Here is a 25,507-nt window from a genome sequence, read left to right on the forward strand (position 1 = left end):
TTCGTTGACGAAATGCCGACATTTTCAGCGTTATACTGAGTGCTTGTCTTATTAGTGAGCCGATCGCGTCATGCCTGAACTGCAGTCACTTCCCCCCGTACTTGCCGGCCCGTTGCTGCGCCGCCTGGAACCAAAGCGTGTGGTGCTATGGCTGGTGGCGAGCCGGGAACTGAAGCTGGTTATGAGGCTGCAGCACGCTCAGGGATCAACACTGGATATTCACCTTCATGCACATTGTCAAATCGTTCCCGTCGGGCGCCATTCGTTTATCCACTTGATCGATGTGCCCCTGACTGACGCCCTGCCTCTGGATGTAAACATCCACTATGACCTGTTTATTGACGGCTGCGGAATAGCCCAGTGGGCACCCCATCTGCTGTACGCAGGCGCCACGCTGCCCGATTTCGTCGTGCATGGGCGCATCCACCAACTGGTCCACGGCTCCTGCCGCAAGCCTCACCATCGCGCTGATGACGGGTTGCTGTGCATTGATCGTCTGCTGGCGCAAGCTCCCACCGTGGCACAACGCCCCGCCTTGCTGATGATGAGCGGCGACCAGGTCTACGCCGACGACGTCGCGGGGCCCATGCTGCGGGCAATTCATGAATTAATCGCGCGCCTGGGCCTGTTCGACGAATACCTGGAAGGGGCCGTGGTTGACGACAGTGCCGCCCTCTACGGGCATCGCGCCAGCTATTACCATCGCGCCGACCTGCTCCCCGCGCTGGACAGTAACGAGACCTTGCGTGAGCGCTTTTTCGGCGGCGTGAAGAAACCGATTTTCACCAGCAGCACCGCCGATAATCACCTGGTGACCTTTGCCGAAGTGATCGCCATGTACCTGCTGGCCTGGTCGCCCACACCGTGGACACTGATCTCCCCCCAACCGCCGCAGCTGAGCGCGCAAGAACAGCAGCGCTATGCCCGCGAACAGACACAGATCGATCAATTTCGCAGTGGCCTTCCAGGGGTCGCCCGGGTATTCGCCCACCTCTCGACCCTGATGATCTTTGATGATCACGACATCACCGACGACTGGAACCTCAGCGCCCAATGGGAAGAAACTGCCTACGGCCATCCCTTCTCCAAACGCATCATCGGTAATGCGTTGATGGCCTATCTTTTATGCCAGGGCTGGGGCAACCAGCCCACGGTGTTTGGCGAACTGGTGAGCCAAACCCAGGCACTTGCCAACCAGGCGCAAGACAACCACCTGGACGCCACACAGCAGGATGAGCTAGTCACCACGCTGCTGAAATTCCAGCAGTGGCACTACGTATTGCCCACCACACCGGCGCTGGTGGTACTCGACACCCGCACCCGACGCTGGCGCAGCGAGTTCACCCTCAAGCAACCTTCCGGCCTGCTGGACTGGGAAGCCTTGAGCGAACTGCAACAAGCGCTACTGGACCACCCGTCAGCCATCATTGTCTCGCCCGCGCCGGTCTTTGGCGTCAAGCTGATCGAGACGGTGCAGAAGGTTTTCAGCTGGTGTGGCTTCCCACTGCTGGTGGACGCCGAGAACTGGATGGCCCACCGCGGCGCTGCCCAAGTGATTTTGAATATCTTCCGCCACTCGCGCACGCCGGGTAACTACGTGATCCTTTCCGGTGATGTGCATTACTCGTTTGTCTACCAAGTGCTGATCCGCCACCGCAACGGCGGCCCCAATATCTGGCAAATCACCAGCAGCGGCATCAAGAACGAGTTCCCGCCGCGCCTGCTGGAATGGTTCGACCGCCTCAACCGCTGGCTCTACTCCCCGCGTTCGCCGCTTAACTGGTTTACCCGCCGCCGCACCATGCAGGTGGTGCCCTATATTCCAGAGCACGCCGAAGCGGGTGAGCGGCTGTGGAACTCGGCGGGCATTGGCCAGTTGTTTTTCAATGAGCAGGGCCAACCGCAAGCCATTTACCAGCACAACGCGGATGGGAAGCCTCGAACAAAGATGATGGCGCCAGAAAAATAGCGTTTCGCCACTCGTCAAAAGCAGCACACCTGCCCTATTCAAAGCGCGCAAGCGCCGATGTACAGTAGCGCCAGCCACGGAGTATCGGCGTCAACCATGACTGGCCTTGGGCGCCAGCCCCCGCAGGAAGCGTGCAGATGGACGATACATCCGGCAAAGAACCGCTACGCCATGAGGTTTCCGACCTTAACGTCGACCTGTTGCACGCCATCATGGAGTTGGTCAGTGATGGCATCTGGGACTGGAATGCCAATACCGGCTTCGTCTACCGCAATCCCGGCTGGTACGAAATGCTTGGCTACTCCCACCACTCCCTGGAAAACAGCGTCTTCACCTGGGAGAACGTGATCCACCCCGAGGATTACCCTCGCGTGATGACGGTGTTCGATGACTACATCAGCCTACGCGCCGCTCATTACCGGGCCGAATACCGTTGTCGCAAAAAAGACGGTACGTACCTCTGGATCGAGGACCGCGGCTACGTCATTGCCCGCAACCCCGACGGTTCAGTGGCGCGCATGGTCGGCGCACACCGCGATATCCATACGCGCAAATGCTCCATCGAACAGTTGCAAAAGCGCAACCAGTCTCTGGAAGCGCTGGTCGCGGAGCGCACGCTTGAGTTGTCGCGCGTCAACCAGCAACTGCAATTGCAACTGGACGAAAACCGCTCTTTGGCCGAGCGGGACGCCCTGACGCGCATCGCCAACCGGTACCGCCTGGAAAAAGTGCTGCTGGAGGAATGCGACCGCGCCGAACGCTTCCGCCTGCCCCTGGCACTGGTGGCCATGGATGTCGATGACTTCAAGCCGATCAATGACCAATACGGCCATGGCGTCGGCGACCAGACCCTGATACGGGTAGTGGAACATCTGGAAGCCTGCGTACGCAAAAGCGACTTGCTGGCGCGCTGGGGCGGCGATGAGTTTATGGTGGTGCTGCCCAAAAGCAGCCTGGACGAGGCCAAAGAGTTGGCCGAAAGGATTCGCCATAAAATCAAGGAGGCGGCCCCCGTGGGCGCCTTGAACGTTACCCTGAGCCTGGGCGTGGTGGAGCGGCGCATGGGCGAGTCCCCGGCTGCGCTGATGGCGCGGGCCGATCAAGCCTTGTACCGATCCAAGGCGGCGGGCAAGGATGGGGTGTCGGAATAGTCGCAGCTCCTTCCAAGGTGGAATGACACGGCGACTTTATTTCGTTTGCGGCAAGGCCGGGCGCGCGGCTTAGATAGCGCTGCGCCCACCACTGCCGAGTCCCAGAGCCATGAGTCACGCTAGCATCAGCCAGTCGATTTCCATCGTTCACCCCATCAGCCTCAGTCACGGTAAAAACGCCGAGGTCTGGGACGCTGCAGGCAAGCGTTACATCGACTTTGTCGGGGGTATCGGCGTGCTCAACCTGGGCCATTGCCACCCGGCCGTGGTGGCGGCCATTTGCGAGCAAGCGGCCCGGCTCACCCATTACGCGTTCAACGCCGCACCGCATACGCCCTACATCGAGTTGATGCAACGCCTCAGCGCCTTTATCCCGGTGGGTTACCCCGTCAGCGGCATGCTCACCAACAGCGGTGCAGAAGCGGCAGAGAACGCTTTGAAGATCGCCCGTGGTGCCACTGGTCGCACGGCGGTGATCGCCTTCGACGGTGCCTTCCATGGGCGCACCCTGGCGACCCTCAACCTCAATGGCAAGGTCGCGCCCTACAAGCAGAAGGTCGGCGTACTGCCCGGCCCTGTATATCACCTGCCCTACCCCAGTACCGATAACGGCATGACCTGCGCCGACGCGCTGAAGGCGATGGAGCGTCTGTTCAGCGTGGAAATCGACATAAACGATGTGGCCTGCTTCATCATCGAGCCGGTGCAGGGCGAAGGCGGTTTTCTAGCCTTGGACACTGAGTTTGCCCAAGTCTTGCGACGCTTCTGCGACCAGCACAACATCCTGCTGATCATTGATGAAATCCAGTCGGGTTTTGGTCGCACCGGCCAGCGTTTCGCCTTCTCGCGCCTGGGCATCGAGCCGGACCTGCTGCTGCTCGGCAAAAGCATCGCCGGCGGCATGCCGCTGGGGGCAGTGGTCGGGCGCAAGGCGCTGATGGACAACCTGCCCAAAGGCGGCCTGGGCGGCACCTACTCCGGTAACCCCGTCGCCTGCGCGGCGGCGCTGGCGACCCTTGAGGTGATGAGCGACAAAAACCTGCACGCCTGGGGCGTCGCGCAGGAGGCCGCGATTGTGGGTCGCTATGAAGCCTGGCGCGCGCAGCAACTGTCGCCCTACCTGGGCCGCCTCACCGGTGTCGGCGCCATGCGGGGCATTGAACTGGCCCACGCCGACGGCACACCCGCTCCCAAGCAACTGGCGCAACTGCTGGAGCTGGCGCGAGAGGCTGGCTTGCTGCTGATGCCCAGCGGCAAGTCGCGGCACATCGTGCGCTTGCTGGCCCCGCTGACCATTGAACCTGCGGTGTTGGAGGAAGGCCTGGATATCTTCCAGGCGTGCCTCACACAGCTGGACGAATAGCGGGCTGCCTTGACCTGATCCCCTCACCCGCTGAAAATGCCCGACGTTTTTTTGTCTCTCCGCATACTACGCAGTGAAATTTTAATGTCTGATTCCTACACCGAAAAATCCGCCGAAGAATCCGTAGTCGCCCTGTACGCCAAAGCCGAATACGAAAACGCCATCAATCTTTCACAGCATGTGCCAGCCGCCAAGATCATCAGCGAGATGGTGCTGGACGCGTTTCATACCTCCAAGGAAAGCGACCAGATCCGCGAGCTACGCGTTGCCATCCGCCAGGCCCACGATGCCTTCGACGATGACAAAGCCTATGACCTGATGGGCCAGCTCAAACAATTGAAAGACGCCGAAGCCGCAGACAACGCCGCCCTGGAACACCTGAGCAGCCAGTTCTCGATCAGCCGCATCCTGTCCAGCTTCAAGGACGATCCCGAGTTCCAGGAATTGGTCTATGGCCTGGCCCTCAAAGTGCTTAACCAGTCGCACCAGGCCATCAGCAACCCGAGCGCCGGCAAGGGCAAGGCTGCACGCGCCAAGAAAGACACCGAAGTGTTTGTGATCAGCAAGGATGGCATCAGCGTCACCTTGCCGCTGCGCACGCCGCGCTCCAAGCTCAATGTGGACCGCGAAGCGCTGGAGTTCCTGGGTTTCACCTTTGTGGGCGAAGGCAGCGAGGCGGAACTTGCGAGCGAAACCTTCATCGACAACAGCGGCGCCGAGCAACCGGTCACGCGCAAGAGCATCGTGACCGCGCTGCAACAGCAAAGCGCCTTTGACGGCTACGCCATCGCCGCCCAGTAAGTAGCTGACGCAACCAGGCGCGCGCGCAAGGCGCAGCGCCGGTTGCCGTCTACGCCTCTTTATTCCACAACACCGCCGAGCTTTTCATCATCCCCACGGCGATTGCGAACAGCAACAACACACAGCCTGCCAGCAGCCACGGTGACGGCAAGGTTGGCCGGGCCAGCAACATGAACGCCAACGAGGGCGCGATCATCACGCCGATGTTGACGCCCGCCGAGTAGTAGCCAAGGTTGCGGCCCACGCTGTCGCGGCTGGAAATGCTGCTGACGTAGTGGGTGATCGCGGGGAACACAATCATCTCGCCCAGGCTCCACAACACCGTAGCAAGCACCAACAGCGCGCCGACCTGACCAAAGCCCATCAAGAAGAAACCGCAGCCTGCCAGCAACAGGCCAATGATCAGCGAGCGACTGCTCGACAAGTGCGCCATGCGCAGGTTGATCGGCACTTCAAACACAATCACTAGCAACGCATTGATAAAAAAGATGATGCCCACGTAATAGGCCGGCAATTGGGTGTAGTTGATGATGTACGCCGACAGAAAAGTCGGCGGTAATGCGTAAGCCACGTGCACCGGCAGCGCTGCCAACAGGATCACCAGCAGTCGCGAACGCTCATGAGCCGCCACCTCGGGCAAGCCCTCGCCTTTGACGGCGACAGGTACGCCTTGGGTGGCCTGCCGAGACCGACCAAACCGCAGGCAGGCGGCGAAGGCCAGCAGGGACAGCACGGCATTGATGTAGAAGACCGCGTCGGCATTGCTGAGGAAGATCAAGCTGCCCAGTAGCGGCCCGATGGCCATGCCGATGTTGATCGCCAATCGGTTGCAGGAAAACGCCACTTTGCGTGACTCAAGATTACTGTGAGCCACTGTCTCGGAGAACGCGGCCGGTGTGAAGGCTTCGTAACAGGCCCCCCAGAGAAACGACAACAGGAACAGCGCGAGCAGGTTATCCACCGAGGGAATGACCAGCAGCAACACCGCGTTGAACAACAACGAACCGAGAATGACCCGGTTGGCCGAAAACCGCTTGATCACGGCGCCGATGATCAGGTCGGTACACAGGGCGCCCGCGCCATATACACCGACCAACAGGCCTGCCGTACCTGCCGATATCGCGTGTTGATGAATCAGGTACGCCGCGTAAAAAGGAAACGCCAGGGTGCCCGTGCGGAACATCAGCGTGATCATGAACAATGCTTGCAACCGCGCATTAAGGCCGCGCAAGGCGTGAAAAGTACCCATCAGCGCAGCACGCTGGCACAGGTGTGGAGCAAAGCTGCAGAGCGGCTCATCCGGATGTCCTTTCGCAATGGCGGCGCCGGTGTGTCCGGCGCCAAACTCCATAGCTGGGCAAACTAATGCAGCACTGTGCGGCGAACAAGCTACCCATTTGGACAGGTAGGCGGTGATTGCGGCCTCAGGCCGGGTGGCGGATATAGCCCAATTGCAGGGCCTTGCCGATTGCTGATTTGCCGTTGCTGACCTGCAATTTGCCGAAGATATTCTTCATATGAAACTTGACCGTATGGGAGGTCATCGACGTCAGGAGTGCCACTTCGTTGTAGGTCTTGCCCAGGCTGACCCAGGACAATACTTCGGTTTCCCTTGGGGTCAGCACCGTCTGTTGTTCGACAGGCGCCGCGTGATCTTCCAGGGCCTCGTCGTAGATCGAGACCAACAGCATCTGCAGTTCACTTTGATGGGCCAGCACGGTCTCGCGAAATTGCCGATGTTCGCCGAAGCTGCACAGATTGAGCACCGAGTAGAAGCCGCGATTGCCATGCACGATAAAACTGGCGCCCTCGCCAACGGGTTTGTAGGGGCCCGGCACCGGCACCGCCTCATCGGCCACGGCCAGCAGGTGTTCATCACTCCAGAAAAATGGTTTGATCCGCGTACGGGTCAATGAAACCAGCTCGCCACGCCGGTAGAAATCGTCGGCCGTGTCGGAAGGCTCCATGGCCTCGGGGTAATTGGACACAATCTGCGCCTGGTCCAGCGTCGGCCCACACTGGTAGACCTCGAAGTGTCCCAGGCCACGGCGGCTCAGCTCGGTATCGAGCAAGCGGTGCATATCCTCGGGCAGCATGGGCGATTTCTTATCGGGTTGGCCATTAGGTCGCACGGGTGTCTTCCTTGATCATTCAACCCGGTCGAGCATGCAGCATGCCTGGCTTACCTGTCCAGGCAACGGATGCAAACCCAGGGGCTAGACCTGCGCCGCGAACGCCTCGCGAAAGCGCTCCATCTCCTGCTCATTGCCCACCGTCACCCGCACCCACTGCGGCCAGTCCTTCCACACCCGCCCGACCAGTACATTCCGTGCCGCCAACTGCTCAATCACCTGCTCTGCCGGGCGCTTCACGTCGATCATGAAGCAGTTGCTGTGGGAAACGGTGCAGGTAAAGCCCCGGCCCTCGAGCCAGGCGATCGTCTCATCGCGCAACCTGGCATTGAGCGCTCTGCGTTGGCCCACCAGTTGCGCGTCTTCCAGGCTCGCACGGGCGGCCAGCAAGCTGGCGCCGGCCGGGACGTTGTCGCCGCCGAACACGGCCAACCGCTCCAGTAGCGCCGGGTGGCCGATCGCCAGGCCCAGGCGCGCACCGGCCATGCCGTAGATCTTCGAGAAGGTACGCAGTACCAGCAGGTCGTGGTGTTCCTTGACCCAACTTACGCAACTGGGGGCGTCGCAGAAGTCGATATAAGCCTCGTCCACCACCAGCACGCTGCCCTTGGGTTTATTCACCAGAGCGTGGCGGATAGCCTCGGTCGAGGTGAGCGTACCGGTCGGGTTGTTGGGGTTGCACAGGTACAGCATGCCGGCCTGTGGGTCCGCGGCGAGCATGGCGTGCACATCGTGGGCATGCTGGGCGTCGAGGTTAACTTCATGCACCGGCGCCTTGATCGATTCGGCCGCCTGGCGCGGTACTTCGTAGGACGGCGTAGCCATCACCAGGCCGCGGGTCTGGCTGGCGAACGCCAGCACCGCGTAACGCAGGGCAGCCATCGAGCCGGCGAATACCCCGATGTTTTCTTCGGCGATGCCTTGTTGCTCGGCAAACAGCGCGGCCAATGCATACATGTCCGGGTAAGGGTAACGCCCGGAGGCTGCAATCGCGCGCTGCATCGCCTGGCGAGCCGCGTCTGAAGGGCCGTAGGGGCTTTCGTTGTAATTGAGTAGCACCTTGTCAGATTTCGTCGGCGCCGGGCTGGCGAACGCCCAATTGAGCTGCCCCAATACAGGCAGGGCCGCGCCCAGGGCGAGAAGGGATCGACGACTGACACGCACCATGGTGACTACTCCTTGTAGAAGCGCGAGGGATTCGCGCTGGCCGTTCAGAAGAGTATGACGAGAAAGCCGTTGCCTGATTTACCACCGAGGCGTATCCCTGCACTCAGTACTTTATTGTTGTAGCGGGCGCATGCAACACTTTCACTGCCGCGAACCGTCAAGAACGGGTTCTGCCGGCATGGACTGATGACTAAATGGAAGTGGTGAGCACTTGATACACAGACGGGAAAAAACCGAGCACTTGAAGAGCAACATCAAGTACTTGATCAAGAGTCGTGGCGAAACCCAGCTTTCGTTAAGCAGTGCCGCCGGCCTGACCAGGACCACTATCTACAACATCCTGGAAGGCAAGGTCGTTAACGTACAGCAGTCGACGATACGCAAGATTTCTGACTTCTTTGGCGTCTCCTACGAAGAAATCGAGACGATCAGTTTTGAAGCCAAGGAAGTCATCGAGAGCAATGTTTCCCCACTGGGTAACAAGAACCCGGCGGCAGTGCCTGTGCTCAAGGAAAGCCTGCTCATGCAAAGCCTGGGCAAGCGCATCGGTGAGCTGGCCACGCTTCATCCGCTGACCTACTACTTTGGCAGCGCCTGCAACCTGATCGGCGTGCGCCTGGAGCACGGAATTCCCGGCCTTAATGAACCGGGGGACCTGCTGATCGTGCAGAAAGGCTCGTCGAGCGACGATAAAGAAAAACTGGTGTACGACCGCGCCACCAAGAAGCTGTTCATCACCCTCGAACCCTGCGGGAACTCAGAGCGTTTGTGTGTCATCGGCGACATCCTTGAGGAGCGCTTCAATGACAACGTCTGAAGGCGCCGTGGAAAACAGCAAATACAAGTTGCTGGGCTTTGAAAACGACAAGCGCCTGGCGGTGATCATGGTGATCGCCACGGGCAAGGTCCTCAAGATCAAGCTGAGTGAAGTGCTCAGCAGTGAAATGATGGACAACTTCAACAAGATGGAAATCAAGAACCTGTACAAGAAGTTCTACTCCCAAGGCGGAACGCTGACCGCCTACGATATAAACGACCGCAATGAAAACTCTTGGATGATCTACATCATCCTGAACTTGCTGCTGTTCACCTTCTATATCTTCACCAGCATTGCCGCGACCAAACCGATTTACCTGGAGTCGTTGGGCATCATCGTTACGCCGGGCACGTTCCTGTACCCGCTGACCTTCTTGATCGTTGACTTGCTCAACGAGAATTTTGGCTTGCGCCTGGCCAGGCGAGCCATTCTGTTTGCGTTTGCCAGCAACGCGATGATCATCATCCTGCTGTATGGCTCCACGTTCCTGCCGGGGCTACCGGGCTGGAAGCTGGATGGGCCTTATACCGACGTGATCCTGCAAGTGTCGTCGGTGCTGGTGGCCTCTTCGGTCTCGTTCCTGATGTCGGAGAATATAAATTCCTACTTGCTGTGCAAGATCAAGGAGCTGACCAACTCCAGGTATCTATACCTGCGGATATTCCTCAGTACGTTCTTTGCGGTGATTATCGACAGCTTCCTGTTCTGCTTTATCGCCTTCTACGGGGCGATGCAGACCAGCGACATCCTCAGCATGATCTATGTACAGATCGCGATCAAAGTCGGCTTCGCGTTCTTCAATATCCTGCCCGCCTATGGCGCACGCTCATTGTTCAAACGCTATCAATAATCCTGTAGGAGCGAGCTTGCTCGCGAAGAACGTCAACGATCACGCAGCGCATCTGGTGGAACGCGGCGCTCTCAGGTTTTTCGCGAGCAAGCTCGCTCCTACAAGGGTTATTTGAGTTGCAACTTGTGCTTGAGGCTCTGCATGACAGGTGTCTTGTTCTGCAGGTAGTCATTCAAGCCCCGAGCGCGCAGGTTGCACGCGTCACACTCGCCACAGCCGGTACCGATGATGCCGTTGTAGCAAGTCAGCGTCTGCTCGCGCACCAGCTCCAGTTGCCCGTGGTAATCGGCCAGGGCCCAGGTCTCGGCCTTGTTCAGCCACATCAACGGCGTGTCCAGGCGCACGTCGTATTCCATGCCCAGCTTGAGGGCCTGGTTGAGTGCTTTGACAAACTCATCCCGGCAATCGGGGTAGCCTGAGAAGTCGGTTTCGCACACACCGGTGATGACGGTCTCGGCCTTCACTTGATAGGCGTAGATCGCAGCCAGGGTCAGAAACAGGATGTTGCGCCCCGGCACAAAGGTGCTCGGCAGGCTTTCACCCGAGCTGTTCACGGTCGGCACCGGGATGTTGTCGCGCGTCAGGCTACTGATCGCCAGCTCATTGAGCAGGGACACATCCATCACTTTGTGCACAGTGGCACCCAACTGCTTGGCCAATTTCTGGGCCACTTCGATTTCTGCCACATGGCGCTGGCCGTAATCAAAGGTAATGCAGTGCACTTCGTCATACAGCGGCAGGGCCTGGATCAGACAGGTGGTCGAATCCTGCCCGCCACTGAAGACCATCACGGCTTTTTTACTCATTGCATTGCTTCCTGCATTTGTAGAATGGGGGGTAGGAGCGAGCTCGCTCGCGAAAAACGTCAACGATAACGCAGCGTATCCGGTTTAGCGCAGCGCTCAATAAAAAACCCCGCGCGACTTTCGAAGGCGGGGCTTTTTTACTGCAAGACCACTCAGTGGGCGTAGGTCAGCAACAGCTCTTTCGGCACTTGGAAATCCAGGGACATCATCACGCTGAGCGCGGTGATGGTGAAAATCGAGAACACGAACAGCTTGCGCGCCCAGACGGTGTCATCCACCGCCTTGTAGCCGGTCCAGGCCATGTACAACCAGTACATACCCATCGCGGCGGCGACGGCGAGGTAGCTCATGCCGGCGTAGCCACTGAAGGTCAACATCAAGGTCGCCACGAGGAAGGCCAGGATGTAGAGCAGGATGTGTTTCTTGGCCACCTGGATGCCACGCTTGACCGGCAATACCGGAATCGACGCAGCCAGGTAGTCATTGAAGCGGAAAATCGCGATGGCGTAGGAATGCGGCATCTGCCACAGGCTGAACATCACCAGCAGCGTCAGCGCGGCCATGTCGAAGCTATTGGTCACAGCTACATAACCAATCACCGGCGGCATTGCCCCCGACAGACTGCCCACTAGCGTGCCGTGAACCGACTTGCGCTTGAGGTACAGGCTGTAGAGGCCGACGTAGATGACAAAACCGATCACGGCAAACAGCGCCGCCAACGGGTTGGCCACCTTGTACAACAGGGCCACACCGGCAACACCCAGGACGGTCGCATAGATCAGTGCCAGCTTCAGGGAGATGAGGCCCTGGACCAGCACGCGATTCTTGGTGCGCTCCATCTTGATGTCGATGTCACGGTCGATGCAGTTGTTGAATACGCAACCGGAAGCAACCACCAGGGACGTACCGATCATTGCAGCCAGGAAGATGGCCAGATCGACATGTCCCTTGGAGGCCAGGAAGAAACCGCCCGCCACAGAAAGCACGTTACCGAAAATGATCCCCGGTTTGGTGATTTGGATAAAGTGCTTAAGCGACATCGGGTCTTACCTCACTTCGCCATCATGTAGGTGTGGATGCTGAACATGATCCACAGCGACAGACCAACCAGCAGAACGATCACCAGGCCTGCGAACACAAACGCGATCACGTTCTCGCGCTGCTCTTTGGAGCGGTCCAGATGCAGGAAGTACACCAGGTGAACCAGAACCTGAATCACCGCGAACGCCAGGACGATCATCAAGGTGATCGACTTCGGCAAGGTTGGGTACATCACCAGGCCGAACGGGATCAGGGTCAGGATGACCGACAGGATGAAGCCGATGGCGTAAGACTTTACGCTGCCGTGGCTCGAATCGTGGCTGTCATGGGAGTGTGCATTAGCCATTACAGAGTCCCCATCAAGTAAACGACGGTGAATACGCAGATCCAGACCACGTCCAGGAAGTGCCAGAACAGGCTCAGGCAGCTCAGGCGGGTCTTGTTGGTGTTGGTCAGGCCGTGCTTATTGACCTGATACATCATCACTGCCATCCACAGCAGGCCAGCGGATACGTGCAGACCGTGGGTGCCGACCAGCGTGAAGAACGCCGACAGGAAACCGGAACGGTGCGGGCCGTAGCCTTCGGAGATCAGCAGGTGGAACTCGTTGATCTCCATGCCGATGAAGCCCAGGCCGAACAGGAAGGTCAGGCCCAGCCAGCTCAGTACGCCCTTCTTGTTGCCCTTGTAGAAGGCCAACATGGCGAAGCCGTAGGTGATCGAACTGAACAACAGCAAGGCGGTTTCGCCGAGCACGTAAGGCAGTTCGAAGATGTCGTGGCCCGACGGGCCACCCGCTACGTTGTTTACCAGTACCGCGTACACCGCGAAGATCGACGCAAACAAGATGCAGTCGGTCATCAGGTAGAGCCAGAAACCGTAGACGGTTATCGGCCCCGAGTCGTGGTGGTGGTCATCGTGCCCATGGTCATCGACATGGGCGTGTCCAGCATTGGTCACTAAGTTCGACATGGTTTAAGCCTGTTCCAACGAGGTTTCTACACGGTTGGCCGGGATCTTCTTCTCGGCTACCAGGCGAGCGTGTTGCTCGGCTTCGATGCGTTCGATCGTTTCGACCGGCACCATGTAGCCTTGATCATCACGGGCAGCGTGAATGATGAAGTAACCGATAGTGCCCACCAGGCTCGCGATTGCCAGCCACCAGATGTGCCAGATCATCGCGAAACCGAACACGGTCAACAGCGCACCCATCACCACGCCAGTGGCGGTGTTGTTTGGCATGTGGATCGGCTCGTAGTGCTTGGGCTTCTGGTACGCAGTACCGTCTTCCTTGGCTTCGGTGAACGCATCAATGGTGTTCGCAGTAGGGATCACGGCGAAGTTGTAGAACGGTGGTGGCGACGAGGTCGACCATTCCAGGGTGTGGCCGTTCCATGGGTCGCCGGATTCGCACATGTTCTGCTTGCGATCACGCACGCTGACGTACAGCTGGATCAGCTGGCAGGCGATACCCACAGCGATCATCACCGCACCGAACATGGCAACGTACAGGTACGGTACCCACTCAGGGTTGGTGGTGGCGTTCAGACGACGGGTCATGCCCATGAAGCCCAGTGCATAGAGCGGCATGAACGCGACGAAGAAGCCCGAGATCCAGAACCAGAACGCAGCCTTGCCCCAGCCTTCGTGCAGCTTGAAGCCGAACGCTTTCGGGAAGTAGAAGCTGAAACCAGCGATGTAGCCGAATACAGCACCACCGATGATCACGTTGTGGAAGTGGGCGATCACGAACAGGCTGTTGTGCAGCACGAAGTCAGCACCCGGGATGGCCAGCAGTACGCCGGTCATGCCGCCGATGGCGAAGGTCACCATGAAGCCCAGGGTCCACAGGACCTGGCTGGTCATGCGCAGACGACCGTGGTAGATGGTGAACAGCCAGTTGAATAGCTTCACCCCCGTCGGGATGGAAATCAGCATCGTCGCCAGGCCGAAGAAGGCGTTGACGCTGGCCCCCGAACCCATGGTGAAGAAGTGGTGCAGCCACACCATGAAGCCCAGTACGGAGATCGCGCCAGAGGCGTAGACCATCGAGTGGTGACCGAACAGGCGCTTGCCGGTAAAGGTCGAGATCACTTCGGAGAAAATACCGAACGCTGGCAGGATCAGGATGTACACCTCAGGGTGACCCCATGCCCAGAACAGGTTCACGTACATCATTGGATTGCCACCAAGTTCATTGGTGAAAATGTGGAAATCCAGGTAACGGTCAAGCGACAGCAGCGCCATGGTAGCGGCCAGGATCGGGAACGAAGCCACGATCAGCACGTTTGCCCAGGTGCAGGTCCAGGTGAAGATCGGCATGTCCATCAGTTTCATGCCAGGGGCGCGCATTTTCAGGACGGTGGCCAGGAAGTTGACCCCCGTCAATGTCGTCCCGAGCCCTGATAACTGTAGCGCCCAGATGTAGTAGTCCACACCCACGCCCGGACTGTATTGCAGCCCCGACAATGGCGGATACGCAACCCAACCGGTCTTGGCGAATTCGCCGACGCCCAGGGAAACGTTGATCAGCACCACGCCGGACACCAGCAGCCAGAAGCTCAGGGAGTTCAGGAACGGGTAGGCAACGTCACGCGCACCAATCTGCAGCGGCAAGGCAAGGTTCATCAAGCCGGTGAAGAAAGGCATCGCCATGAAGATGATCATGATCACACCGTGGGCGGTGAAGATCTGGTCATAGTGTTCAGGTGGCAGGTAGCCAGGCGAACCCTCGGTGGCCATGGCCAACTGGGTACGCATCATGATGGCGTCGGCAAAACCACGCAGCAGCATGACCATGGCAACGATGACGTACATGACGCCGATTTTCTTGTGGTCAACCGAGGTCAACCACTCGGTCCACAGGTAGGACCACTTCTTGAAATAGGTGATACCCGCAACCAGCGCCAAACCACCCAGCGCGATCATGGCGATAGTCACCATTACGATCGGCTCGTGGAATGGGACCGCGTCCCAACTTAATTTACCAAACATCGTTTACTCCTCTGCCCCAGCAGTTGAATGCGCGCCCGTATCAGAACCTTCAACCACGGCCACTTCTTTCTTCTCGTGCTTGACCGGCTTGCCTGGCTTCATACCTTCGTACTTGTCGACGATTTTCTGAAACAGGTCCGGCTCATACGCGGAGTACAAGGCGACAGGGTTGTTCTGGCTCGGTTTGGTCAGAGCGTCGTATTCAGCTTGATCAAGCTGTTTAGGTGCGGCCTTGACTGCAGCTACCCAGGCGTCGAAATCTTCCTGGCTTGTCGAGATCGCTTTGAATTTCATGCCGGTGAAGCCAGCGCCGCTGTAGTTGGCGGAGATGCCTTCCATTTCAGCTTTCTGGTTGGCGATCAGGTGCAGGCGGGTCTGCATGCCTGCCATCGCGTATATCTGGCCACCCAGTGCAGGGATGAAGAACGAGTTCATCACGGCGTCGGAGGTGATCCGGAAATTAAGCGGGGTGTGCTCCGGGAAGCGGATCTCGTTGACAGTGGCGATACCCAGGTCCGGGTAGATGAACAGCCACTTCCAATCCAGCGCGACCACCTGGATGTTCACAGGCTTGACGTCGGACTCCAGCGGACGATACGGGTCCAGCGCGTGGGTCGACTTATAGGTGACGTAACCCAGGGCGATGATGATGAGGATCGGAACCAACCACACCGCGATCTCGATCTTGGTGGAGTGCGACCACTTCGGCGCATAGGTGGCGCTGGTGTTGGACGCGCGGTATTTCCAGGCGAAGGCGAAGGTCATCACGATCACAGGCACCACAACCAGCAGCATCAGCAGGGTAGCGGTGATGATCAGGTTTCGTTCATCCAGACCGACCTGTCCTTTTGGGTCGAGCAAGGTCCACTTGCAGCCTCCCAGCATTAACATCATGCCAAGCAGCGGCAAAAAGCCTAGTAATCGGGGGTACCTGTTTTTACTCATCTCACGACCTCTAAAGCAGCTTGCGCAATGCAGTTGGGTTTTGATCGCCAACACTTCACCCTGCCAAGGGTTGGCATTTCTCTTCGATTGAATAAGAGCCTGCCCGACACGTCATGACTGTACGTTTCACGGACCTGCAGTGAGTTCTTATTCGATTTCGTGGCTAAAGGCCTTGTTACAGACCAATTCCATTTGGTGCGGATAGTTGAAAGGCTGCCGGAACCTGGGGTCGCATTGAGCCTTCCATCTGCTCCTCGACCGCTCCAATGCTCAAATATTGAACAGCACCGGACATTCAGTGCGGGCGATTGTAGTTAGCTAGCGATGTATAAACCATGTCTTATAGAGAAATAATTTTTATCGATTCCAGCAACAATCCTTCACCAAAGTTGCAAAGATTCGCGATCTTATCGCGTTCGATTCTCAACAAAAACCACAAAAATTGCCGTGTTATTGGGCACAGTGCCACTTCCCTTACGGCCTGTAAGGGCATGCCAAGGGTATCCAAGTGCCCATAAAACAAGGCATTCATAGATGCTTCAGGGATTGGGGCCGCACACGAATCGGGCCGCCGTGGGAACCACGAACTGACAGCACAATTTGTACGTGGGGTGCAAATCCAAGGGCCGATTTGGCGGGTCAGAAACGTCCTGCGACAACGTTCATGTGACAACATGTCGCACGCTGCGCGCACCTTCCGTTGCCCCTCGTCACGGTGCTTTCACAAATCCCTACAAACAAAACGCTCCGCCTTCATTCAGAAGCAACGGAGCGTTCGGCAGGCGCGGCGGTTCAGGCTTTGGGATGACGGTTGCGATAGATGCACAGGGGCACCAGGATCGCCGTCAGCACGAATGCAACCAGCGCCCATTGGGCCAGGGACAGGCCGAGGACCGGTGGGTAGGGGGTGCTGCAAAAGCCGTCGACCTGGAAGCCCAGGGGAAACACCTTGGCCAGGGGCAGGTCGTCAACGATCGGCTGCAACACATCGATGCCGCAACTGACCTGGGGAAAGAACTGGGTGTACACATGGTGGCCGGCCGCAGCCACGCCACCCAAGGCGCTGAGCACCACCAACCCTTCGAAGAACGTCAGCGCGCCCTTGGTGCGCATGGCCGCGCCGATGAACGCGAAGAGCGCAATCAGCAGCAAGGCGTAGCGTTGCAGAATGCACAGCGGGCACGGTGCTTCGCCCAGTACCACTTGCATGTACAGCGCCCCGCCAATCAGCGCCAGGCAGATGATGCCCAGCAACACCAGAAAGCGCCGCTCCCTGCCTAAACGCATGTCGTCAATCATCCCCGTCTTTCCCTTTCTCTGATTATGGTTGTGCCTGATGGCAACAAGTTTACACACAGGCAGTGGTTAAAACAGAGGGGGGTTAACAGCGGATTAATCGTGGCAAATGTAGTGATTGTGCGGACGCCATCGCGGGCAAGCCCGGCTCCCACATTGGAATGCGATCCTCTGTGGGAGCCGGGCTTGCCCGCGATAATGCCGATAGGGTCAATTGGCCAAATTCTATTCCAGCGCCGCCGCCGGGCCAAAGAACTCATAGCGCGCCTGCTTCTCCGGCACACCCAGCGCCTTGAGATGCCGCTTGATCGCCGCCATGAAGCCCTTGGGGCCCAAGAAGTAAGCATCAATATCACGCTGCTCAGGCAACCAGGCCGCCAGTTGCTCCTGGTTGAGCATCCCGACCTTGTCTGCCGCCGGGCTGATGCCGTCATCCTCGGCGTAGCAGTAGAAACGCTTGAGCTGCGGATGCTTGGCCGCCAGGGTGTCCACCCAGTCACGGAACGCATGCACCCCGCCGTTACGGGCACAATGGATGAAATGCACCGGGCGCTCGGTTGCCAGGGCGGCTTCGAGCATCGGCAGCGTGGGCGTAATGCCTACCCCGCCGCTGATCAGCACCAGCGGTTTATCACTGGCGGCCAGGGTGAACTCGCCCGACGGCGGGAACAGGTCAATGGTCGCGCCGACATGCATCTGGTCGTGCAGGTAATTGGAGACCCGCCCGCCCGCTTCGCGCTTGACGCTGATGCGGTACAGCCCGGTGTCGGTGAGGGCCGACAGGGAATAGTTGCGACGCACTTCCTCGCCATCGAGCACCAGTTTCAGGCCGATGTACTGGCCGGGCGCTGCGGCCAGGATCGGGCCGTTGTCCACCGGCGCGAAGTAGAAGGAGATGATCTCGTCGCTCTCCTCCACGCGCTTGACCAACAGGAACGCCCGCGCCCCCCGCCAGCCGCCGGGCGCCTGGGCTTTTTCGTCGTAGATGGCCGCTTCGGCGCCGATCAGAATGTCCGCCAACTGGCCGTAGGCCGCGCCCCAGGCGCTCATGACCTCGGGGGTGGCAATCTCGCTGCCCAGCACTTCGGAAATAGCCCGCAGCAGGCAGGCGCCAACAATGGGGTAATGCTCCGGCAGAATCTGCAACGCCACGTGTTTGTTGATGATCTTGGCCACCAGGTCGCCCAGTTGGTCCAACTGGTCGATATGCCGCGCGTACATCAGCACGCCATTGGCCAGGGCGCGAGGCTGGTCACCACTGGCCTGGTGGGCCTGGTTGAACAGTGGGCGGACTTCGGGATACTCGGACAGCATCATGCGATAGAAATGCGTAATCAGCGCTTCGCCGCCGCTTTCCAGCAGGGGCACGGTAGATTTGATGATTGCACGGTCTTGGGCACTAAGCATGGGAGACTCCTGGGTCTTCTTACTGATTGCCTTATAACAGTCAGTAATCATGCCAACTTATAAATCCTTTATTTTCAACAAGTTAAATATTTTGTAGTCAGTATGACCTCCTACACTTTATAGTCATAAGGACTACAAGGAGTCATTATGACTGCACAACCCCTGCTCACCACCTTGCTGCCGCTGGTCGCTGACCTGTCCCGGGACTTGCCCGAAGGCGAGCGCTACCGGCGCCTGCTGCAAGCCATGCGTGCACTGCTGCCCTGCGACGCCGCCGCGTTGTTACGCCTGGACGGCGAGTGGTTGGTGCCGCTGGCCGTGGACGGCTTGAGCGCCGATACCTTGGGGCGACGCTTCAAGGTCAGCGAACATCCGCGCTTCGAGATCCTGCTGAGCAGCCCCGGCCCTACCCGCTTCGACAGTGACAGCCAATTGCCCGACCCCTATGACGGCTTGGTCGCCGGTTTGCACGGCCAGTTGGAAGTCCACGACTGCATGGGCTGCCCGCTGTTTATCGACGACCAGCCCTGGGGGCTGCTGACCCTGGACGCCCTCGATACCGAGCGCTTTGAACGGGTCGAGCTGGACGCCCTGCAAGCCTTCGCCAGCCTCGCCGCGGCCACCGTCAACGTGGCTGAACGCATCGAGCGCCTGGCGCTGCGGGCCGAAGACGAGCACCAGCGCGCCGAGATCTATCGCCAGGCCAGTGGCCAGCAGCCCAAGGAAATGATCGGCCAGAGCAAAGCGCACAAGCGCCTGGTCGAGGAAATCAACCTGGTCGGCGGCAGTGACTTGACCGTGCTGATTACCGGCGAAACCGGGGTCGGCAAGGAATTGGTGGCCCAGGCGATCCACGCCGCCTCCTCCCGCGCCGACAAACCGCTGATCAGCCTCAACTGCGCCGCCCTGCCCGAGACCTTGGTAGAGAGCGAACTGTTCGGGCATGTGCGCGGCGCCTTTACTGGCGCGTCGAACGAGCGCCGGGGCAAGTTCGAACTGGCCAATGGCGGTACCTTGTTCCTGGATGAAGTGGGTGAGTTGTCGTTGACCGTGCAGGCCAAGTTGCTGCGCGTGCTGCAAAGCGGCCAGTTGCAGCGCCTGGGGTCGGACAAGGAGCACCAGGTGGATGTGCGCCTGGTTGCTGCCACCAACCGCGACCTTGCCGAAGAGGTGCGCAATGGCCGCTACCGTGCCGACTTCTACCACCGTTTGAGCGTCTACCCACTGCAAGTGCCAGCGCTGCGCGAGCGCGGGCGTGATGTGCTGCTATTGGCGGGGTTCTTCCTCGAACAGAACCGCTCACGCATGGGCCTGGGCAGCCTGCGCCTGACCGGAGATGCCCAGGCGGCCCTAACGGCCTACAACTGGCCCGGCAATGTGCGCGAGCTGGAGCACTTGATCGGACGCAGCGCGTTGAAAGCCCTGGGCAACTGCCGCGAGCGCCCCAAGATTCTCAGCCTGAGCGCCCTGGACCTGGACTTGCCCGACGTGACTGCGGCTGCGGCCGAAGAGGCACCGGCCCCTGCCCTCCCGGTGGTCAGCGGCGACCTGCGCCAGGCCACCGAGCATTACCAGCGCCAACTCATCAGCGCCTGCCTGGAACGCCATCAGCACAACTGGGCCAGCGCCGCCCGCGAACTGGGCCTGGACCGCGCCAACCTGGGGCGCATGGCCAAGCGGCTAGGCCTCAAGTGATCGGTGATCGTTCCCACGCTCCGCGTGGGAATGCCTCACCCGACGCTCCGCATCATGGCCTCGAGAGCGGACGCGGAGCGTCCCGAGCGGTATTCCCACGCAGAGCGTGGGAACAATCGAGCGCACGGGCCTTACGAAACACCAGCACATTCCCCAGCATCACCAGCACTAGCCCCATCAACGCCGGCGCCGTCCACTGGTAACCCTCGGCCACGGCCGACACATTCAGCGCCACCACCGGAAACAGCACCGTGCAATACGCCGCTTTCTCCGGCCCCATGCGGCCCACCAGGGTGAGGTACGCGGTAAAACCAATCACCGAGCCTGGGATTACCAGGTACCACAGCGCGCCGATATACCGCGCACTCCAGTCCATCTCGAAGGGAATACCACGTAGTGCGCAATAGGTCGCCAGCATCGCCGCCCCATAGGCCATGCCCCAGGCGTTGGTGGTCAGCGGCTTGAGCCCGGCCTTCTGTTGCAGGCTCGATAACAGGTTGCCCGCCGAGAAGCACAGGGTGCCCAGCAGGGCCAAGCCCAGGCCCAACAAGGTTTGCGGGCTGGCGGTATGCCCAACCAGCTCCGGCCAGAATAAAAAGCCCAGCCCCAACAACCCAAGCGCCCCGCCCATCAGCACGTTACGCGCCACCCGCTGGCCGAAAAACACCCGGGCATTGAGCGCGTTCCACAAGGTCGCCGTGGAGAACACCACCGCCACCAGGCCACTGGGGATCCATTGGCTGGCGGTGAGAAAGCACATGAAGTTGACGCAGAACAGGCACAGCCCCTGCGCCAGGCAGATCATGTGCCCGCGCCGGTTCATCACCTGCAACTTGCGGCTGAGCAGCAACAGCACGAACAGCACCAGAGCGGCCAGGCCGAAGCGATAGACAATCGACACAGGAATCGCGACCACGCCCAACTGCCATTTGAGGGCGATCCAAGTGGTGCCCCAGATGAGTACCGTGAGTAGATACAGGAAAAGATTCATAGCCGGCTCCGTCGATTGAGCCACAGTGTGGCCTTCAACCCCGTGCAGGCTCTTGCACATTCTTGCGCTTTTGTCGGGCGATGGGCTCACAGCGCCAGCCGTGGAGCGTAGGATGCGGGGTGTCGGAGAACACACCATGCCAGAGCTGCAATCGCTGCACGTCTTCCAAGCCCTCAACCGCTCGCCCCACGCACGCCTGCAAGCCTGCGCCGAGCTCGGTGACGGGTTGGCTGCTGCCGTGTGGAGCAACCACCATGACGCCCAGGATTACCAGGCCCCCAGCCATCACACCTTGTCCTGCTACATCGGGGGTGGCACGGGCACCTTTCGGCGTGATCAGCCGGGCCTCAAGGGCGGCCCCGACAAACTGTGCATCCTGCCGGCCGAGCATCAGTCGGCCTGGGTGATCAATGGCGATATTCGCCTGGCCCACCTGTATTTCAGCCCGGAACAATTTGCCCTCGGCTGCGTCACCCTGCTGGACCGGGAGCCACGGGAGTTGCACTTGCGCGAGGGCACCTTCCTTGAAGACCCATTCCAGGCCCAGCGTTTTCGCCAGTTGGTCAGCCTCAACTGGCACGAGCCCGGCGAGCGCCTGCTGACCAGCAGCCTGGCCCACGAACTGCTCAGCCATACCTTGCTCAACCAGGTCGGCGCCCGCGAAGGCTTGCGCTTGAAAGGCGGGTTGGCCGCGCACCAACGGCGGCGGTTGGTGGAATACATCGATCAACATATGGAAGACGCCATCAGCCTCGGCCAGTTGGCCGCCATGTGCGCGCTGTCCGAATACCATTTCGCCCGAATGTTCCGCCAAAGCTTCGGCGTGCCGCCCCATCAATACCTGCTGGCACGGCGTCTGGCGCGAGCGAAAAACCTGCTGCGCAGCAGCGTTTTGCCGATCAGTGAGCTGGCCTTGCTGTGCGGTTTTTCCAGCGCCAGTCATTTCAACCAGCGCTTTCGCCACGCCATGGGCGCCACGCCGGGCCAATACCGCCAAGCATTCTGCGCCTAGACCATCAAGCCCAACGTCTTCGCCTTGGCCACCGCCTGGGTGCGTCGCTCTACCCCGAGTTTGCTGTGGATACGCCGCGCATGCGTCTTGACGGTATGCAGGGAGATATACAGGCGATCAGCGATTTCCAGGTTGGAGTTGCCCAGGGCGATCAGTTGCAGCACCTCCAGCTCACGCTGGCTCAGCGGGTTCTGCGCCGCCCCGGCAGGCGCGGCCTGGGGCTCCAGGCCCAGCTCACTCAAAAGTCCCGGAGCGCGTAAACGCAACTCGCGGACCGCCTGCTGCACCTGGCAACGCTCTGCCAGCGCCAAGCCAGCTTGCAGCGACCGACGCGCCAACGCCGGGTCGCCAAGCTGCCAGGTCACTTCACCCAGCACCAGGTGCAATTCGGTTTCCAGGCAAAGCATGCCGCGTTGCCGTGAGGTGTCGAGCAAGGCATTGAGCCGTGCGATAGGTTGCTCGGCACAGCCCAGCTTGACCTCGGCCAGTACCAGCAAATATTCCAGGCGCGGGATCAGCTCCAAGGTGGCCGGCGGTGCCTGCTTGGCGCAAGGCCCGCGAAAGTGGCGCAACACCCGGCGCACGGCTTGCACCGTCAATTCGGCGCGGCCTTGCTGCAACCAGAAGTGCCCACTGACCAACAGCAGTACCGCACGGTACACCGTGTCGGGCACATGGCGCTGCTGCATCAGGCGTTCGGCGTCGCGTAATTGAATGAAGGCCTGGGCGTAGTCGCCACGATTGGCCGCCAATAGCGCCAGGCCCAGAAAGCCGTACAGAACGCGCTTGTCCTGGCTCTGCAGGCACATGCTCAAGCCGGCCTCGAAACATTCGGCGGCCAGGCCGTCCTGGCCCTGACGCAAGGCCAGATGCCCGCGGCGCAGAACAATACGCCCCACCAACGGCCCGGCGTTGAGCCGTTGCCCGGCCAACATCGCTTGCACCGTTTCCAACAGGCTTTGCGCCCGGTACGGCGCGCCACGCTGCTCCAGCAATTGGGCGTGGTCCAACTCCAGCAGGGCCTCCAATACCAGCGAACCGTGGACCCGGGCCAGGCACAGCGCTTCACGGTTCAAGCGTTGGGCGGCCTCCAACTCACCGCGCAGCAAGGCTTGCTGGGTCAGGCCCGAGAGGCACATCAGGCGCGATGTCCAGGCGCTGTCGGGCAACGCTTGCAGGGCTTCGAGAAAGTGCTCGCGGGAGCGTTCGGCGTCGCCGCTCAAATGCAGCAACCAGCCCCACTGCGCCTGCCAGCGCGCCAGCAGATAGCGCTGCGCGGCAGGCGTCGGTTGCGGGGCGAACCGGGCCAGTTGGTCGATACACAAGGCCGCCTGTTCGAAGCGTCCGGCAAACAACAACGCGGCCGTGAGCAGCCCCACCAGTTGCGCCGACCCCAACATCAATTCATCGCCCTGCTGTTCATGCAGGCGCAACAGCAGCACGGCGTTCTGCTGGCGAAACAAATCCTCGAAACTGAAGTGCTGCAACAGGCTCACCGCCACTTCATATTCCTGCGCCAGCAACGCCTGCTCGAACGCGGCCTGCCAGTCACCCTCGGCGCTGAACCATTGGCACGCGCGTCGGTGCCAGGAGCGTTTGGCCGGCCAGGGTTCGTCGCGCAGCAGTCGCGCCAACGGTGGGAAAATGTGGAGCCAGTCGCTGGTGTCTTCCCAGGGCTGGATAAACGCACCCAGTGCCTGCAATTCGCGCAAATGCTCAGCGCCGTCACCACCACCGAACAAGTACTCACACAGGTTCAGGTTGAAACGCGGCAGATGGGCCAGCACGCGCCAAGCCTCAGCCAATGGCGCCGACAAGGTGTTGAACAGCTCATGCTGCAGGTAATCGAGCAGGGTCTTGTCGGGGTGGCCGTCGCCCAACAAGGCGATACGCACACCGGCGCACCAACCGGCGCTGAACTGCATCACGCTGTCGACGCTATGCCCCGGGGCGAGCAGTTGCTCGACTTCCTCAGCGCTGAAAAACAACTCGCTGCACTCCAGCAACTCATCGTCGAGCAACAGGCGTGGCCAATTGCACAACGGGCGCCGTCGCGCGCCCAGCCACCAGGTCAACTGCGGGCTGCCAGCGGCGAGCAAACGGTCCAGCAGCGCATCCAGCTCAGGCGCAGGCGAGCGACAGAAATCATCCAGAAACAACCACGTGGTGTGTGGCCAACGGCCCAAGTCGAGCAATAACGTGGCTTCATCCACAAACGGCAAGCCAAGCTGCTGCGCCAGCCGTGCGCAGAATTCCAAGGGGCTGAGCGCGGCACCGTTGAGTGGCATCCACACCACCTGACAGCCCTTCGGCGCCTGCAGCGCACACTCGGCGAGCAACGCGCTCTTGCCACTGCCTCCCGGTGCGCACAGCAACCTTACCCGCGCCTGCGCCGTCAGCAGAGGCACAGTCAGCCGCGCACGCAACGCATGGTGGGCGGACAGCCGTGGCATAAATCCAGGACGGTCCAGGCAGCGGGTCATGGCGGTCATTGCTGCATCCTGCTGTTTTTATTGTTGCGTCACCCTAGACCTGTGGTTGGCGGTTGTTGAAGAAGTATTCAGCGGGTTGATTGAAGACCATAAAAACCAAGGTATACGCCCTTCAGTGTGGGAGCTGGCTTGCCTGCGATGGTCATAGGTATCTACATAACTCTGTAAGCTCAACGGTAACCACGATGCGAAGCGAGCCGCTCTTGATCTGCTTTTGATCTTAGGCGCCCCGTTAAACCACGCTGGCCGGAATTCGACAGTGATTTGGGGGGGTAAACCGGCAGGGATGCCGGTTTAGCCGCCCCGCGCCATGGATGGCGCGTGGCGGCGGCCCCCCAAATCACTGGCGGATTACGGGCACACCGAGCCTAAGCGAGGTGCCGAGTGGTGGGGCAAGAGCGTTTTGCTTACTTTTGCGCTTTTCAAAAGTGAGCCGCTGTAAAAGCGGAACCCTAAGTGGCCGTTACCGCAGGAATGGATATGTACTCGGTATAGCTGTGTCGGCTGGAAGGCCGTCATCGCAGGCAAGCCAGCTCCCACATTTGGATCCTGGGGTGTCAGGTAGAGATGCGTCTGCT

The 25,507-nt window shown here is 59.9% G+C and carries 21 protein-coding genes; 8 read left to right on the forward strand and 13 right to left on the reverse strand.

Translation table 11 applies throughout. The annotated features are described in order from the left end of the window. Positions 1-70: 70 nt before the first annotated feature. The 4 genes from ACP7CZ_RS16230 (at position 71) to ACP7CZ_RS16245 (ending at position 5,284) form a co-directional block, all read left to right on the forward strand. A complete protein-coding gene (locus tag ACP7CZ_RS16230) occupies positions 71-1,969 on the forward strand; it encodes an alkaline phosphatase D family protein (protein ID WP_294152590.1) in 1,899 nt (632 codons plus the stop codon). 137 nt (positions 1,970-2,106) lie between these two features. Continuing rightward, the gene (locus tag ACP7CZ_RS16235) at positions 2,107-3,120 is read left to right on the forward strand and encodes a sensor domain-containing diguanylate cyclase (RefSeq protein ID WP_034128718.1); all 1,014 of its coding nucleotides are present in this window, start codon (positions 2,107-2,109) and stop codon (positions 3,118-3,120) included. A gap of 109 nt (positions 3,121-3,229) precedes the next feature. Beyond that, positions 3,230-4,483: a 2-aminoadipate transaminase gene (locus ACP7CZ_RS16240; protein ID WP_054921996.1), complete on the forward strand. Its 1,254-nt coding sequence runs from the start codon at positions 3,230-3,232 to the stop codon at positions 4,481-4,483. Between the two features lie 84 nt (positions 4,484-4,567). Beyond that, complete coding sequence (locus ACP7CZ_RS16245; protein ID WP_034128720.1) at positions 4,568-5,284, forward strand: hypothetical protein; 717 nt, start codon at positions 4,568-4,570, stop codon at positions 5,282-5,284. A 49-nt stretch (positions 5,285-5,333) separates the two neighbouring features. Here the strand turns inward: ACP7CZ_RS16245 and ACP7CZ_RS16250 are convergent, their stop codons facing one another. The 3 genes from ACP7CZ_RS16250 to ACP7CZ_RS16260 form a co-directional block, all read right to left on the reverse strand. Then, complete coding sequence (locus ACP7CZ_RS16250; protein WP_294152589.1) at positions 5,334-6,533, reverse strand: MFS transporter; 1,200 nt, start codon at positions 6,531-6,533, stop codon at positions 5,334-5,336. A gap of 175 nt (positions 6,534-6,708) precedes the next feature. Further along, positions 6,709-7,380, reverse strand: a complete 672-nt coding sequence (locus ACP7CZ_RS16255; RefSeq protein WP_294152588.1) for a helix-turn-helix transcriptional regulator — start codon at positions 7,378-7,380, stop codon at positions 6,709-6,711. Positions 7,381-7,500: 120 nt separating this feature from the next. Next, a complete protein-coding gene (locus tag ACP7CZ_RS16260; RefSeq protein ID WP_294152587.1) occupies positions 7,501-8,583 on the reverse strand; it encodes a pyridoxal phosphate-dependent aminotransferase in 1,083 nt (360 codons plus the stop codon). Between the two features lie 211 nt (positions 8,584-8,794). Here ACP7CZ_RS16260 and ACP7CZ_RS16265 point away from each other — a divergent pair, with 211 nt between their 5' ends. Both ACP7CZ_RS16265 and ACP7CZ_RS16270 read left to right on the forward strand, forming a co-directional pair. After that, complete coding sequence (locus ACP7CZ_RS16265) at positions 8,795-9,400, forward strand: helix-turn-helix transcriptional regulator (RefSeq protein ID WP_080757657.1); 606 nt, start codon at positions 8,795-8,797, stop codon at positions 9,398-9,400. Further along, on the forward strand, positions 9,387-10,250 hold the full coding sequence (locus ACP7CZ_RS16270) for a queuosine precursor transporter (protein ID WP_294152586.1): 864 nt from the start codon (positions 9,387-9,389) through the stop codon (positions 10,248-10,250). Before ACP7CZ_RS16265 ends, ACP7CZ_RS16270 begins: the two co-directional genes overlap by 14 nt. A gap of 107 nt (positions 10,251-10,357) precedes the next feature. On the opposite strand, the gene queC is transcribed toward ACP7CZ_RS16270, so the two are convergent. The 8 genes from queC to hmpA form a co-directional block, all read right to left on the reverse strand. Then, positions 10,358-11,056: a 7-cyano-7-deazaguanine synthase QueC gene (gene queC / locus ACP7CZ_RS16275; protein ID WP_044268318.1), complete on the reverse strand. Its 699-nt coding sequence runs from the start codon at positions 11,054-11,056 to the stop codon at positions 10,358-10,360. Positions 11,057-11,208: 152 nt separating this feature from the next. Beyond that, the gene (gene cyoE, locus ACP7CZ_RS16280; protein ID WP_003194050.1) at positions 11,209-12,096 is read right to left on the reverse strand and encodes a heme o synthase; all 888 of its coding nucleotides are present in this window, start codon (positions 12,094-12,096) and stop codon (positions 11,209-11,211) included. Between the two features lie 11 nt (positions 12,097-12,107). Beyond that, entirely contained in the window at positions 12,108-12,443 is a 336-nt protein-coding gene (gene cyoD / locus ACP7CZ_RS16285) for a cytochrome o ubiquinol oxidase subunit IV (RefSeq protein ID WP_003194051.1), read from the reverse strand. Continuing rightward, the gene (locus ACP7CZ_RS16290; RefSeq protein ID WP_003194052.1) at positions 12,443-13,069 is read right to left on the reverse strand and encodes a cytochrome o ubiquinol oxidase subunit III; all 627 of its coding nucleotides are present in this window, start codon (positions 13,067-13,069) and stop codon (positions 12,443-12,445) included. The genes cyoD and ACP7CZ_RS16290 overlap by 1 nt, the downstream gene beginning before the upstream one ends. Before the next feature lie 3 nt (positions 13,070-13,072). Continuing rightward, entirely contained in the window at positions 13,073-15,091 is a 2,019-nt protein-coding gene (gene cyoB, locus ACP7CZ_RS16295) for a cytochrome o ubiquinol oxidase subunit I (protein ID WP_003194053.1), read from the reverse strand. Between the two features lie 3 nt (positions 15,092-15,094). Then, positions 15,095-16,036 (reverse strand): ubiquinol oxidase subunit II, encoded by a 942-nt coding sequence (gene cyoA / locus ACP7CZ_RS16300; protein ID WP_054896962.1) that lies wholly within the window; start codon positions 16,034-16,036, stop codon positions 15,095-15,097. Positions 16,037-16,828: 792 nt separating this feature from the next. After that, the gene (locus ACP7CZ_RS16305; protein ID WP_047711744.1) at positions 16,829-17,335 is read right to left on the reverse strand and encodes a disulfide bond formation protein B; all 507 of its coding nucleotides are present in this window, start codon (positions 17,333-17,335) and stop codon (positions 16,829-16,831) included. A 222-nt stretch (positions 17,336-17,557) separates the two neighbouring features. Beyond that, positions 17,558-18,739 carry an NO-inducible flavohemoprotein gene (gene hmpA / locus ACP7CZ_RS16310; RefSeq protein ID WP_054896963.1) on the reverse strand — a complete coding sequence of 394 codons (1,182 nt, stop codon included), beginning with the start codon at positions 18,737-18,739 and terminating at the stop codon, positions 17,558-17,560. Positions 18,740-18,886: 147 nt separating this feature from the next. Between hmpA and norR the strand changes: the two genes are divergently transcribed. After that, positions 18,887-20,434 (forward strand): nitric oxide reductase transcriptional regulator NorR, encoded by a 1,548-nt coding sequence (gene norR / locus ACP7CZ_RS16315; RefSeq protein WP_054921562.1) that lies wholly within the window; start codon positions 18,887-18,889, stop codon positions 20,432-20,434. A gap of 52 nt (positions 20,435-20,486) precedes the next feature. On the opposite strand, the gene ACP7CZ_RS16320 is transcribed toward norR, so the two are convergent. Continuing rightward, on the reverse strand, positions 20,487-21,425 hold the full coding sequence (locus tag ACP7CZ_RS16320) for a DMT family transporter (RefSeq protein WP_054896965.1): 939 nt from the start codon (positions 21,423-21,425) through the stop codon (positions 20,487-20,489). A 136-nt stretch (positions 21,426-21,561) separates the two neighbouring features. On the opposite strand from ACP7CZ_RS16320, the gene ACP7CZ_RS16325 reads away from it, so the two are divergent. Continuing rightward, positions 21,562-22,437 carry a helix-turn-helix domain-containing protein gene (locus ACP7CZ_RS16325; RefSeq protein WP_054896966.1) on the forward strand — a complete coding sequence of 292 codons (876 nt, stop codon included), beginning with the start codon at positions 21,562-21,564 and terminating at the stop codon, positions 22,435-22,437. Here ACP7CZ_RS16325 and ACP7CZ_RS16330 read toward each other — a convergent pair. Then, entirely contained in the window at positions 22,434-24,929 is a 2,496-nt protein-coding gene (locus ACP7CZ_RS16330) for a LuxR C-terminal-related transcriptional regulator (protein WP_106118438.1), read from the reverse strand. The genes ACP7CZ_RS16325 and ACP7CZ_RS16330 overlap by 4 nt on opposite strands. Between the last annotated feature and the right edge of the window lie 578 nt (positions 24,930-25,507).

Origin of the sequence: Pseudomonas sp. DWP2-2 (assembly GCF_049897065.1) — a bacterium.
Taxonomy (GTDB): domain Bacteria; phylum Pseudomonadota; class Gammaproteobacteria; order Pseudomonadales; family Pseudomonadaceae; genus Aquipseudomonas; species Aquipseudomonas paracarnis.